The sequence below is a fragment of the Bacillus sp. FSL H8-0534 genome (genome assembly GCF_038005885.1).
GTDB lineage: Bacteria > Bacillota > Bacilli > Bacillales > Bacillaceae_G > Bacillus_A > Bacillus_A pseudomycoides.
The window spans coordinates 2676995-2689320 of record NZ_JBBOUC010000001.1 but is presented as its reverse complement, the minus strand read 5'-3'; the positions used below and the strand labels follow the sequence as shown (position 1 = coordinate 2689320).

The window sequence follows — 12326 nt, the reverse complement described above, 5'->3', positions numbered from 1 at the left end:
TACATGTTACGTAGCTGCTTTCATATTATTTATTGATTTACTTGTAGTCGTTCTTGAATGAATAATAGTAATTTAACAATACTTTCTTCCGTATAAATATCAAATTTTTGTCGATGAAATTCACCATGTTCGTTATAAAAAATAAGTTCTCCTTTACCAGCAACTTCGTTTATCAACATATGAAAACTAAGTGGCGTTGCTACGATGGAGCCGTTATCATCTCGTAAAAGTATTTGGCATAGTGTTCCTTGTTGTGCCTCTTCATATAAAAAATCGTAATGAAAGGATTGAGAGAGTTTTTCTATCTGAGATAATAGTAGGGTTTGTATAGCATGTTTATCTTGCATACAGTATAACCTCTTTTCGTTTGTTTATATAAAGTATTTGCTGTTCTAGTATATTAACGATAGGGATACTTTGTACATAGCTATTGCCCATTACGTCTAGAGACTACCAAATAGATAATTAGAAGAAAGAAATCAATTATTCGTAAATAAATTATATTCAGAAAAATCCTATTGACAAAATTTTTTGTGAGATTTACTATTAGTACCATAGTTTTTGAAAAATTTAATACAAATACTCTTATCCAGAGAGGCGGAGGGACTGGCCCTATGATGCCCGGCAACCGAGCTTATGAATTATAAGCTAAGGTGCTAATTCCTGCAAAACGATTTTCGTTTTGGAAGATAAGAGAGGAGCCTATTTTGTCTATTCGACACCTCTCTTATTTGAGAGGTGTTTTTTGTTTAAGAACAGATATATATAAGGGGGAATTGTATATGAAAAAGTTGTTGTTAAGTATTGTAAGTGGAACAGTATTGTTATTAGGCGCATGTAGTGCTGATTCGGGGAAGGAAGCAAAAGCGCTAGATGAGAAAAAGATTACAGTTGGTGTAACAGGTGGACCACATGAGCAGATTTTTGAAAAAGTAAAAGAAGTGGCGGCAAAAGATGGTCTACAAGTTGATTTAAAGGTATTTAATGATTATGTAGCACCAAATGTATCGTTAGACGAAAAAGACATTGATGTGAATAGCTATCAAACGAAATCCTATTTAGATGTATTTAAAGCAGAACGCAATATGAAATTGACAGAAGTATTTTCAACGGTAACGTTCCCAATGGGAGTATATTCTAAAAAACTGAAAGATGTAAAAGAGTTAAAAGATGGAGATGCAATTGCTTTACCCAATGATCCAACGAATGAACTTCGGGCATTAAAATTATTTGAAAAAGCAGGTGTTTTAAAGGTTGATCCAAAAGCAACCGAGAAAGCAACTGTAAAAGATGTGATTGAGAATCCGAAGAATTTGAAAATTGTTGAATTAGAGGCGTCACAATTACCAACGCAGCTAGATGAAGTGAAAGCAGCGGCGATTAATACGAATTTTGCATTAGGTGCAAAACTAAATCCAGCTAAAGATTCTATTTTCCGTGAAGGAAAAGATTCACCATATGTAAACTGGGTGGTTGTTCGTACGGGAAATAAGGATGATGCAGCTGTAAAAAAATTAAAGAAAGCGTATCAATCTAAAGAAGTTAAAGAGTTTATTGAGAAAAAATTCGATGGTTCTGTTTTGCCATCTTGGTAGGAGCTGACTATAATGATTGAACTGAAAAATGTATCCAAAGTATTTACAACAAAAAAAGGTAAGGTTGAAGCTCTTAAACCAATTTCTCTTAAAGTAGAGAAAGGAGAAGTATTTGGAATCATCGGATATAGTGGCGCTGGTAAAAGTACATTAATCCGTTGTGTAAATTTATTAGAAAAACCAACAACAGGAAATATAATTGTAAATGAAAAAGATTTAACAACTTTATCTACAAAAGAGTTAGCGCAAGCGAGACAAAAAATCGGGATGATTTTTCAAGGATTTAACTTATTAAAAACAGTCAATGTTTATGAAAATATTGCATTACCTTTACGTCTAGCTGGGATTCCAAAAACTGAAATTGAAAAAAGAGTAGAAAAATATTTAAGTATTGTTGACCTTTTTGATAGAAAAGATGCATATCCAAGTGAGCTTTCTGGTGGTCAAAAACAGCGTGTTGCGATTGCGCGTGCACTATCCTATGAACCAGAAATTTTGCTAAGTGATGAAGCGACAAGTGCATTAGACCCAGAAACAACAGATTCTATTTTAGATTTGCTACTAGAGATCAATGAGAAAATAGGTATTACGATTTTGCTAATTACACACGAAATGAATGTAATTCAGCGTATATGTGATCGAGTTGCTGTAATGGAGAATGGGGCTGTGGTTGAGAGTGGCACAGTAAAGGATATTTTTACAAATCCGCAACATGTAACCACGAAAAAATTTGTAAACAGCGCTTTTGCAGCTAAAATTCCGGAAGAAGTACAGAAAGAGCTAAAAAACACTGGGGAGATTGTAACACTTTCGTTTATAGGGAACTCTTCAGGAGAACCAGCATTGGCTGTTGCTACAAAACGATTCCAAGTGTATCCCAATATTTTATCTGGTAATATTACACAATTAAAGCATGAAGCGTACGGTAAACTCGTTGTTCATATGCAAGGTGAAGAAAACGAGGTACATAGAGCTTTAGTATTTTTACAGGAACAAGGAATCATCGTAGAAGGAGGTAGGAAAGAGTATGGGAAACAAGTCCTTTTTGGATGAATGGAGTAACGTGATATGGGAAGCAACGATTCAAACGTTTCAAATGACATCAATTTCACTACTTATATCAATTATTATTGCATTGCCACTAGGAGTAACACTTGTTTTAACAAGGCCTGGTGGTCAACTAGAGAATAAAATCGTATACCCTATTTTTAATACAATTATTAATGTCATTCGTTCTATTCCATTTATTATTCTATTATTCTTCATTCTACCGTTTACAAAACTGCTTATGGGAACTTCAATTGGTGTGAAAGGTGTGATTGTACCGCTTGTTGTATTTACAGCTCCTTATATTGCACGTTTAATGGAAACAGCTTTACTAGAAGTGGATCGTGGTGTAATTGAGGCGTATCAAGCAATGGGAGTTTCTACTATAAAAATTATTTGGCACGTTATGGTTAGAGAAGCGCGTCCATCGCTTGTGCTCGGCTTGACCATCGCAACGATTGGATTAATCGGTGCAACTGCGATGGCTGGACTTGTAGGAGCAGGTGGTCTTGGAGATTTAGCATATCGATTCGGTCATTTGCGTTATGAGCCAGAAGTGATGTATGCAACAGTCTTTATCCTAATTATTCTTGTTCAAGGATTACAATCTCTAGGGAACGGGATTGCGAGAAAATTAAAGAAAGATTGAAAAAGTGCGGTAGCTCTAATATAAGAGGTACCGCACTTTTTTATTTTTTGGAATATAGGTATAAATAAAATTGAGACCTAATTTTTTTAGATACCATATCGTGGTATCATTTGAATTTTTCGTGTAAAATAATAGTAAAAATATGTAATAGAAGAATTAATAGCATATATTGAAGAACAAGGATGATTACTTTTATTCATAAAAACCGGAAATTGTGGCGTGATGTGATGTTAGAGAAGGTAAATCGTTTGTTAAAGCATTATAAAAATGTGGAAAATATTGTCGTTTCGTTGGAGGATATGAAAGAAATTTCAGCGAAGTATTTAGTATTTACAGCACCAACAGTTTTATTATTTCATCAAGGAAAAGAAATACTTTGTGAGTCACGATTTATTTCCTTAGGGGATATAGAATGAAGATTACAAATGTTCGGAAAATGAAAGGGGGATTTCATATGGGATTTGTAATAGCGGTATTATTGTTTTTAGTTTTAATTGGAATGATTGTAAAATCAATTAGATCGAATAAACGGAAAGTAAATCTTTATAAATCAGGTACTGGTGATAGTACATCCACTACGGCTACTTCTACACCATTTTTCTTTGCAGGATCTGATAGCGATAATTCACATGATTGTGGAAGTTCGTTTGGAGGAGATAGCGGTTTTTCAGGTGGTGATGGCGGTAGCTGTGGCGGCGGTGGAGATTAAAAAAATACGCTCTTTATGGGCGTACTTCTTTTTAAACAAACGTTTGATTAGTTGACTTGAATCCGTATAGAATCAGCTAAACAAACGTTTGTTTAAATGCAATGTATTAATAAATAAGGAATATATGATGTTATAAGGGGAATGAACATGGAGAAGAAGCCGAAAGTTAAAAATAAAGGGAAGGTAGCTTTATTTTTATTAGTTGCAGGGGGAGTATTTATTGTTAAACTTGGTTTGAAGGTTGGAGCTATTCATACACTTCGAACATGGTTTGAGAATACTTTTTCCTAAATAAGGAATATGCCCTCTTGTAAAAGAGGGTTTATATTTGTTAATATTAGACTGAACGGTCGGTTTGGTGAGGTGTGAACATGAGGAAGAGTGCAGAAGAGATAAAAAAAGAAATAGCGTACCAAGCGGAAGAGTTATTTTCACAAAAAGGATACGCTGCAACATCTATGGAAGATATTTGTGAAATTACTGAACGTAGTAAAGGTAGCATTTATTATCATTTTAAAAGCAAGGAAGAATTATTTTTATTTGTAGTAAAACAACATACGTATGATTGGCTTGAAAAGTGGAATGAAAAAGAAAAGCATTATCATACGAGTACCGAAAAATTATATGGGCTTGCAGAGTACCACGTGGAAGATATACAACAGCCTATTTTTAGTGCCGTGGAAGAGTTTTCTACAAGTCAAATTGTGAGCAAAGAAACTCTGGATGAAATGCTGGTTTTAGCAAGGGCATCATATGGTGTTTTTGAAAAATTAATTGAAGAAGGTATAAAATCTGGAGAATTCCGTCAAGGAGATACCAGGGATCTTATGTACATTGTAAATGGCTTATTATCAGGGCTTGGGGTACTTTACTATGAGCTAGACTCTACAGAAATGAAACGCATTTACAAGAAGGCAATAGATGTACTGCTACAAGGAATGGCAGCTGAATCTTAAATCAGCAGCTTTTCTTTCATACTAAATTAGACTGGACGGTCGGTTTATAAAGGGGAGATAGTATGAAATCTTTATTTAAAAATCGAGCATTTATGCTTGTTATGGCGTCTGATATTTTACAGCAGTTTGCAATTTGGATTCGAAATATGGCACTTTTGTATTTCGTTATGGAGCGAACAAATAATGATCCCGTTTCAGTTTCATTATTATCGGTTATGGAATACGCACCCATTTTTGTTTTTTCATTCATTGGTGGTGCGTTAGCAGATCGTTGGAATCCGAAACGAACGATGGTAGTAGGGGATATGCTGAGTATGGTATCTATTATTGGAATTGTGTTCTTGTTAAAAATGGATTATTGGCAGGCTATATTTTTTGCAGCGCTTGTTTCAGCGGTTGTTGGACAATTTTCTCAGCCTTCATCGTCACGAATATTTAAACGCTACGTAGAAGAAAAACATGTTGCAAATGCAATTGCAATAAACCAAACGCTACAGTCACTATTTATGATTTTTGGGCCAGTTGTAGGATCGATTGTTTATACACAGCTTGGGTTGTTTATTTCACTATATAGCTTAATTGGATTGTTTGTGTTATCGGCTATTACTCTTCCGTTTTTACCAAGATGGATAGAAAAAGAGAAAACTGAGGGTATTTCATTATGGAATGATATAAAAGAGGGATGGAGGTATGTCCTTCAAACAAAAAATTTATGTATGATTACAATTACTTTCGCAATTATTGGATTAGCAGTAGGATTAACAAATCCATTAGAAATATTTCTTGTTATTGAACGATTGGGAATGGAGAAGGAGGCTGTTCAATATTTAGCAGCTGCTGATGGAATAGGTATGCTCATTGGAGGCGTCGTTGCAGCAGTCTTTGCTTCAAAAGTGAATCCGAAAAAAATGTTTGTGTTTGGTATGGGTGTTTTGGCTATGTCTTTTCTTGTAGAAGGACTGTCTACATCATTTTGGATTACTAGTTTGATGCGGTTTGGAACGGGAATTTGCTTAGCTTGTGTGAACATTGTGGTTGGAACACTTATGATTCAGCTTGTACCGGAGAATATGGTAGGACGTGTAAATGGTACAATTTTACCGCTTTTTATGGGAACTATGTTAATTGGAAATTCACTAGCTGGGGGATTAAAAGAAGCGACTTCACTTATTATTGTATTTTGTATAGCGATGTCACTTATTTTACTCGCGATTTTACCAATTTTACGTATGAGAATAAATGAAGAAGTTAGAAATAAAAAAGAGGATGCAAATCAAAAGGGGGTTACGGATTCTTTGGTGTAGGAATTCTACTAGAACAGGAGCGATTCATGCTCCTTTTTTATCCCGCATTAACGGACAGTAAGACCCCCACTGATTAAAGTTTCACTTTATATGGGGATTTTTTGACAACTATATGTACCAAATATATACTGATATTGTAAAAATAATTTTACAGGCTAGGAGAAAAGATGTGAAAAACCAAATTTACGCATTGCGCACTGAAAATCATATTTCACAAGGTGCATTAGCTGATAAATGTAAAGTATCGAGACAGACGATAAATGCAATTGAAAATAATAAATATGATCCAAGTTTAGCTCTGGCATTTCGTTTAGCTGAAGTATTAGGGACAACGGTTGATAAATTATTTTTGTATAAGCAGTAGAGTTTTTATATAAATACGGATTGAAAGACCGACATAAAACTATTCCTTTTAGGTGGGAGAGAGCATCCGCCCATGGGTAGGAGCGGTCGGTGTCTTTTTTACCCCATGCCATGTGAAAACAGAAGGAGAAAACGAGTGGAGAACTTCTTTTTTTTTCATAACCACGACTTAGATATCGGGAAATTAAAATAGATATATATGGTAGTGGAAGGTGTCGATAGAATAATAGAAAATGTCCCTTTCTGCATGCAGAAAGGGACATTTTCTATTATAGTGTTTCCGATTTTGGAGCAGGTGGTGTAACAGAAGTCGCATTTTCTGGTACTCGTGTTAGTATGAATCCGCCGATTATAAATAAAACGATAATGCTTAGTACACCAGCATTTGTTCTTCCTGTTAGCTGAGTTGTTACACCGACTAATACGGGTCCCATAATAGCTGCGAACTTACCGAAAATATTATAGAATCCGAAGAATTCATTTGCAGATTCTTTCGGTACCAACTTTGCAAAATATGAGCGGCTGAGCGCTTGAATTCCGCCTTGAGAAGTTGCGACAAGCATTGCTAAAATCCAAAAGTCGAGTGTTGTTTTTAAGAAATAAGCGTATGCACAAATAATGATATAAATAATAACACCGACATAAAGCATTTTCTTGTCTTTGAACGTTTCAGATAGTTTCCCATACACCAAGGCGAATGGACAAGCGACAATTTGTGTTACAAATAAAATAATAAGTAAGTTTGTCGCACTAATACCAAGGTCTGTGCCATAAGCTGTGGACATTGTAATAATTGTATCGACGCCATCAATGTAGAAGAAATAAGCAAGCAAGAACAAAAATACAGTGCGATATTGACGGATATTTTTAAATGTATTAGCTAGGCGCTTAAAACTCATTGTGATCGGTTTTGGATGCCTTTCAATATAATGCGTTTGTTCCACATTTTTGAGCATCGGAATCGTAAATAATCCCCACCAAAGAGCTGTAATTGCAAAGGAAATTTGACTGGCGATACCAACTGATAATGGGATTGTTCCTTTTTGGGCAAGGATAATTAGAGTGAGGCATCCAATAAATGGAATTGTACTTCCGATATAGCCTAATGCAAAACCACGAGTTGAAATTCGGGTCATTCGATCTTCTGTTGTGATATCTACTAAAAATGCATCATAGAAAATGTTTGCTCCAGCAAATCCAACTAAAGCGAGCATATAGCAGCCTAGTAGTAAATACCACTGTGATGTTGGAACAACAGCTAGCATACTTGTAAATATAATACCGAGTCCAAAAAAGAATGTGAAAAAGCGTTTTTTAAAGCCTTTATAATCGGCAATTGTACCGAGAATAGGAGCGAGAATAGAAATTAAAAGTGTTGAGAGAGAATTTGCATATCCCCAATAAGCTGTTGAAGTTGCTCCAGATAGACCTGCTTCTTTTGCAGCAGCTTTGAAATAAATAGGAAATAGTGCAGTTGTAATGACGAGCGAGTATACCGAGTTGGCCCAGTCATACAATATCCAGCTTTTTTCTTGTCTGGACATTTTTTTCATAGAATGTTCCTCCTTATAGTCGTTCTAACATTAGTGTACAAAAATAGAAATAGGAAAAAGAGAAACAGAGGTAAGTTTTACGTATTTTTTACATAGATACACATTTCTTTACAATTGAAGTAAATCCTCTATTATAGTTCCGTCAGTTTCACCAAGGTATAATCCGAGCAACCGTGCAATGGTCGGTCCTTCGTCAATGAGACGCATATAAGGAATAATTGCACCTTGGCGAATGCCTTTTCCAGCGGCGATGAAGATGGTCTCATAGTTTGGTTTTGTTGGAGAATAGCCATGCGTACCGAACGTGTATTTTTTACTGGGAGTTACATCTTTTTCCGAGATTTCTTTTATAAACTCTCCTGTGTAGTTTTCGGTGAAGTAATAGCCTTCTCTTGCTTCAAGCATAAAAAGGCAGTTTCCATCAGCACCGCGCTCTTTTGCGCCTTCATCATGAAGGATAAATTCGATTCCATTTTGTTTATCTTGAAGGAGTTCTTCAAGAAGGTGTTGGACAACTTGTATAGTTTGGATATCATTTTTATCCTTTACATGTACATAAGCAGAGCCATCACAGCTTTGGCAATAAGCTTTCCAGTTTGTTAATTTGCCATCTTGATTTACTGAAATGAGTCCTTTTTGATGGAAAAGAACATTTAATTGAATAGCCTTATTCTCACTTAGAGCGCTATGATCACCGAGGGCAATAATTGTACTTGCTTCGTATATACCAGTTACTTTTAATGCTTTGATAATCTTCCCCAGTCTCTCATCGTGCCGCTGAATAGCAGCTGTTGTCTCTGTAGAAGAAAATCCATGATAATGCCTTTGTGTATCTAAATCTGTAAAGTGAACAAACATGACGTTCGGTTTTTTTGTTTGTATGGTATGTACGGCTGAGGCGAGGACAAAATCATCAAGTTCGGGCTGTGACAACCCTTTTCTAATATGGCCAAAACGACGATTTAAATCTAGCTGATACAACGGGCTTCCACTAAATAATGAAACAAGAACTTGATTTTGCCACGGTCTGTTTGGAAAAATTTCAGGTAAGTTGTAGTCAATTTTTGCTCTTCCTGTAACAGGCCATAGAAGTGCAGCTGTTGTTAAATTCGCTTTTCGTGCCTCGTCATATAATGTCGTTCCTTTAATAGAACGGCGGTACCAATGCCAATCTGGTGATTCCCTGCCAGGCTGAAGTAATGTATTGCTTACAACACCATGTTTGTTAGGATAGTTACCAGTTACAATAGTGGCGTGACTTGGATATGTTACAGAAGGATAAATAGCTTCTACTTTTTTTGCAATTGCACCTTGTTCTATTAAAGACCGAAAATGAGGAAGTTCTTGTAATATAGGAAAATCTAAAGCTGATAAACAGTCAAAAGATAAAACAATTACATGATTTGTTAATGGCTTGCCCATTGTGTATACCTCCTGTTATATAACCTATTATTATATATTACTATTAATACCTAGTAATAAAAATATCTTTCGGAGAAGAAAGTATTTTTTATATATTCAGACTGATAAGAGTATAATGTGCGTAAGAAGAAATCAAGGGGGAAGAAAGATGGAAACCTTTTTAATAATTAGTATCCTAACAGTAATTGTTGTTTTCTTTGTGTCGTTCATGTTACGAAAAAGCTTTCCGAATCGCTCATTTGATATTACGTTTGGTCTTATTATCATTATAATTTGTCTAATTTGTTTTCTAATCACGTTATTTTTTATTGGTGGATTTGAAGGTATGGCATATGGTTTCTTATGTTTCTTTATACTAATTGGAACAGTTGTTGGAATGTTACTTCATCAAATTGTAAAATTGCTTAGGGCGAAAATAAAAAATTGATAAGGGACATTTAGTAGATCCCTGCAAATTTTATGATACTTATTATTGTATATCACTATTAATATCTGATTATAAAAAATCATCCATGAGGAAGGTTTATTGTTTATTTTTTGAATTTTAAAACATATAATAATTATAGGGAAATTGATGGAAGGAGGATATGGAATGAATGGATTTGAAGTGTTTTTTATAATTGGAGCTGTAACAATTCTCATTGTATTTGCTGTTTCATTTTTATTAAAGAAGCAATTTCCAAAGAGACCGTTTGATATTATATTTGCACTTATTTTAATTCTCCTTTGTTTAGCTTTCTTTCCTTTTACTATCTTCGCTATTGGAGGATGGGATGGAATGGGTTATGGTATTGCATGTTTCTTTGTTTTAGTGGGAACAATCATCGGTATGATTACTCATCAATTTGTAAAACTCTTTCGGAAAAATTATGTGTAAATTCAGTATAAAACAGAAAAAAACGAAAAGAATATATAAAAATAAGAAAATTAGCTATTGTTTTAAAATAGAATTTATATTATGATATTCAACAAATTTATTTCGTTATAACGATGAAAAAGGATTAGTACATGTCCCACCTTTTTTCTAGAGAGAGAATCCATTTGGCTGGAAGATTCTTAAAAAGGCGATATGGAACCTACCTTTGCGTTCTGCATATGCAGCGGGAAGTTCCCGTTATCAAAAAGAGAGCATGTACAATTTATTTGTGCATGAATCAGGGTGGTAACGCCGGCAAAAGCTCGGTCCCTATTTAGGGGACACGGGCTTTTTTTATTTTCTAAAGGAGGAAAAGAATATGGCAAAAGAACAAGTTCAAGCTATTACAAAAATGGAAGAAGACTTTGCGCAGTGGTATACCGATATTGTGAAAAAAGCTGAGTTAGTTGATTATTCAAGTGTAAAAGGATGTATGATTTTACGTCCGTATGGATACGCGTTATGGGAAAATATGCAGAAAGTGATGGATGGGAAACTAAAAGAATCCGGTCATGAAAATGTGTATATGCCAATGTTTATTCCAGAGAGCTTACTACAAAAAGAGAAGGATCATGTGGAAGGATTTGCACCTGAAGTAGCATGGGTTACACATGGAGGAGACGAGAAGTTAGCGGAACGACTCTGCGTTCGTCCAACATCTGAAACTTTATTTTGTGAGCATTTTTCAAAAATTGTCCAGTCTTATAATGATTTACCTAAATTATATAATCAGTGGTGTTCGGTTGTCCGTTGGGAAAAAACGACGAGACCATTTCTTCGTACAACTGAGTTTTTATGGCAAGAAGGTCATACAATTCATGAAACGGCAGAAGAATCTCAAGAAGAAACGTTAAACATTTTAAACCTGTATGCCTCTTTCTGTGAAGATTACTTAGCAATTCCAGTAATTAAAGGACAGAAAACGGAAAAAGAAAAATTTGCAGGGGCGAAAGCAACATATACGATTGAAAGTTTAATGCATGATGGAAAAGCGCTTCAAACAGGAACATCTCATAACTTTGGGACTAATTTCTCTGAAGCGTTTGATATTAAATTTTTAGATCGTAATGGAAAATGGCAATATGTACATCAAACATCTTGGGGCGTATCAACAAGAATGATTGGTGGACTTATTATGGTTCATAGTGATAATAACGGGCTAGTGATGCCGCCAAAAGTAGCACCAGTACAAGTTGTTATTGTACCAATTGCTCAGCATAAAGAAGGTGTGTTAGAAAAGGCAACCCAGCTACAAGGACGTATTCAAAAAGTTGCGCGCGTAAAAATAGATGCTAGTAATAAAACGCCAGGTTGGAAATTTAACGAGTATGAAATGAAGGGTGTTCCAATTCGATTAGAAGTTGGTCCAAAAGATATAGAGAAGAATCAAGTGGTACTTGTCAGACGCGATACGAAGGAAAAAGAGTTCGTATCAATGGATCAATTAGAAGAGCGTATCACATCATTACTTGATGAGATTCACGATTCTCTATTTAATAAAGCAAAGGCATTTCGCGATGAAAACACATATAGTGTTACAGCCTTTGAGGAAATGAAGCAAGCGGCTGATGAAAAGCAAGGGTTTATTAAGGCAATGTGGTGTGGTGAGCTGGCTTGTGAAGAAAAATTAAAAGAAGAAGCAGGAGTATCATCGCGTTGTATACCATTTGAGCAAGAAGAATTAGTACAAGAATGTGTATGCTGTGGGAAGAAAGCAGAGCATATGGTGTATTGGGGCAAGGCGTATTAATTATGTAAGTTTTAAAATAGACCTTTATCTCGAACTTATAAAATTTGAGATAAAGGTCTATT

The 12326-nt window shown here is 35.2% G+C and carries 14 protein-coding genes, 1 pseudogene, 1 riboswitch and 1 other annotated feature; of the genes and pseudogenes, 12 read left to right on the top strand and 3 right to left on the bottom strand.

All coding sequences use genetic code 11. The features are described from left to right. Positions 1 to 29: 29 nt before the first annotated feature. The gene (locus MHH71_RS13795) at positions 30 to 347 is read right to left on the bottom strand and encodes a hypothetical protein (RefSeq protein WP_018782583.1); all 318 of its coding nucleotides are present in this window, start codon (positions 345 to 347) and stop codon (positions 30 to 32) included. A gap of 235 nt (positions 348 to 582) precedes the next feature. Then, positions 583 to 696, top strand: a riboswitch (SAM riboswitch). Positions 697 to 782: 86 nt separating this feature from the next. Between MHH71_RS13795 and MHH71_RS13790 the strand changes: the two genes are divergently transcribed. The 9 genes and pseudogenes from MHH71_RS13790 to MHH71_RS13750 all read left to right on the top strand — a co-directional run bounded on the left by MHH71_RS13790 (position 783) and on the right by MHH71_RS13750 (position 6624). Beyond that, a complete protein-coding gene (locus MHH71_RS13790) occupies positions 783 to 1595 on the top strand; it encodes a MetQ/NlpA family ABC transporter substrate-binding protein (RefSeq protein WP_033798591.1) in 813 nt (270 codons plus the stop codon). Between the two features lie 12 nt (positions 1596 to 1607). Next, positions 1608 to 2648, top strand: a complete 1041-nt coding sequence (locus tag MHH71_RS13785; protein WP_006093415.1) for a methionine ABC transporter ATP-binding protein — start codon at positions 1608 to 1610, stop codon at positions 2646 to 2648. Beyond that, on the top strand, positions 2623 to 3291 hold the full coding sequence (locus MHH71_RS13780; RefSeq protein WP_018782580.1) for a methionine ABC transporter permease: 669 nt from the start codon (positions 2623 to 2625) through the stop codon (positions 3289 to 3291). Before MHH71_RS13785 ends, MHH71_RS13780 begins: the two co-directional genes overlap by 26 nt. Before the next feature lie 147 nt (positions 3292 to 3438). Further along, positions 3439 to 3707: pseudogene (locus MHH71_RS13775) on the top strand (thioredoxin family protein). A gap of 38 nt (positions 3708 to 3745) precedes the next feature. Next, on the top strand, positions 3746 to 4000 hold the full coding sequence (locus MHH71_RS13770; protein ID WP_033799600.1) for a hypothetical protein: 255 nt from the start codon (positions 3746 to 3748) through the stop codon (positions 3998 to 4000). 147 nt (positions 4001 to 4147) lie between these two features. Next, positions 4148 to 4291: a hypothetical protein gene (locus MHH71_RS13765; protein WP_003194771.1), complete on the top strand. Its 144-nt coding sequence runs from the start codon at positions 4148 to 4150 to the stop codon at positions 4289 to 4291. Between the two features lie 80 nt (positions 4292 to 4371). Further along, positions 4372 to 4956, top strand: a complete 585-nt coding sequence (locus MHH71_RS13760; RefSeq protein ID WP_003194773.1) for a TetR/AcrR family transcriptional regulator — start codon at positions 4372 to 4374, stop codon at positions 4954 to 4956. Between the two features lie 62 nt (positions 4957 to 5018). Continuing rightward, a complete protein-coding gene (locus MHH71_RS13755; RefSeq protein WP_006093408.1) occupies positions 5019 to 6260 on the top strand; it encodes an MFS transporter in 1242 nt (413 codons plus the stop codon). Between the two features lie 112 nt (positions 6261 to 6372). Beyond that, positions 6373 to 6624: a helix-turn-helix transcriptional regulator gene (locus MHH71_RS13750; RefSeq protein WP_006093406.1), complete on the top strand. Its 252-nt coding sequence runs from the start codon at positions 6373 to 6375 to the stop codon at positions 6622 to 6624. A 268-nt stretch (positions 6625 to 6892) separates the two neighbouring features. Here the strand turns inward: MHH71_RS13750 and MHH71_RS13745 are convergent, their stop codons facing one another. After that, on the bottom strand, positions 6893 to 8176 hold the full coding sequence (locus MHH71_RS13745; RefSeq protein ID WP_006093404.1) for an MFS transporter: 1284 nt from the start codon (positions 8174 to 8176) through the stop codon (positions 6893 to 6895). A gap of 108 nt (positions 8177 to 8284) precedes the next feature. Then, positions 8285 to 9598: an alkaline phosphatase family protein gene (locus MHH71_RS13740; protein WP_006093402.1), complete on the bottom strand. Its 1314-nt coding sequence runs from the start codon at positions 9596 to 9598 to the stop codon at positions 8285 to 8287. 148 nt (positions 9599 to 9746) lie between these two features. On the opposite strand from MHH71_RS13740, the gene MHH71_RS13735 reads away from it, so the two are divergent. From MHH71_RS13735 to proS, 3 genes are all read left to right on the top strand, one after another. Then, positions 9747 to 10025, top strand: coding sequence for a YesK-like family protein (locus MHH71_RS13735; RefSeq protein WP_018782577.1), 279 nt, complete (start codon positions 9747 to 9749; stop codon positions 10023 to 10025). Between the two features lie 165 nt (positions 10026 to 10190). Continuing rightward, entirely contained in the window at positions 10191 to 10475 is a 285-nt protein-coding gene (locus MHH71_RS13730; protein ID WP_018766549.1) for a YesK-like family protein, read from the top strand. A 104-nt stretch (positions 10476 to 10579) separates the two neighbouring features. Further along, positions 10580 to 10789 (top strand) — a binding site (T-box leader). Between the two features lie 44 nt (positions 10790 to 10833). Further along, positions 10834 to 12264 (top strand): proline--tRNA ligase, encoded by a 1431-nt coding sequence (gene proS / locus MHH71_RS13725; RefSeq protein WP_006093398.1) that lies wholly within the window; start codon positions 10834 to 10836, stop codon positions 12262 to 12264. Positions 12265 to 12326: the final 62 nt, after the last annotated feature.

Excerpts from the sequence above, each read along its gene's own strand:
- MHH71_RS13795 (WP_018782583.1), bottom strand. The coding sequence starts at position 347 with ATGCAAGATAAACATGCTATACAAACCCTACTATTATCTCAGATAGAA.
- MHH71_RS13790 (WP_033798591.1), top strand. The coding sequence starts at position 783 with ATGAAAAAGTTGTTGTTAAGTATTGTAAGTGGAACAGTATTGTTATTA.
- MHH71_RS13785 (WP_006093415.1), top strand. The coding sequence starts at position 1,608 with ATGATTGAACTGAAAAATGTATCCAAAGTATTTACAACAAAAAAAGGT.
- MHH71_RS13780 (WP_018782580.1), top strand. The coding sequence starts at position 2,623 with ATGGGAAACAAGTCCTTTTTGGATGAATGGAGTAACGTGATATGGGAA.
- MHH71_RS13770 (WP_033799600.1), top strand. The coding sequence starts at position 3,746 with ATGGGATTTGTAATAGCGGTATTATTGTTTTTAGTTTTAATTGGAATG.
- MHH71_RS13765 (WP_003194771.1), top strand. The coding sequence starts at position 4,148 with ATGGAGAAGAAGCCGAAAGTTAAAAATAAAGGGAAGGTAGCTTTATTT.
- MHH71_RS13760 (WP_003194773.1), top strand. The coding sequence starts at position 4,372 with ATGAGGAAGAGTGCAGAAGAGATAAAAAAAGAAATAGCGTACCAAGCG.
- MHH71_RS13755 (WP_006093408.1), top strand. The coding sequence starts at position 5,019 with ATGAAATCTTTATTTAAAAATCGAGCATTTATGCTTGTTATGGCGTCT.
- MHH71_RS13750 (WP_006093406.1), top strand. The coding sequence starts at position 6,373 with ATGTACCAAATATATACTGATATTGTAAAAATAATTTTACAGGCTAGG.
- MHH71_RS13745 (WP_006093404.1), bottom strand. The coding sequence starts at position 8,176 with ATGAAAAAAATGTCCAGACAAGAAAAAAGCTGGATATTGTATGACTGG.
- MHH71_RS13740 (WP_006093402.1), bottom strand. The coding sequence starts at position 9,598 with ATGGGCAAGCCATTAACAAATCATGTAATTGTTTTATCTTTTGACTGT.
- MHH71_RS13735 (WP_018782577.1), top strand. The coding sequence starts at position 9,747 with ATGGAAACCTTTTTAATAATTAGTATCCTAACAGTAATTGTTGTTTTC.
- MHH71_RS13730 (WP_018766549.1), top strand. The coding sequence starts at position 10,191 with ATGAATGGATTTGAAGTGTTTTTTATAATTGGAGCTGTAACAATTCTC.
- proS (WP_006093398.1), top strand. The coding sequence starts at position 10,834 with ATGGCAAAAGAACAAGTTCAAGCTATTACAAAAATGGAAGAAGACTTT.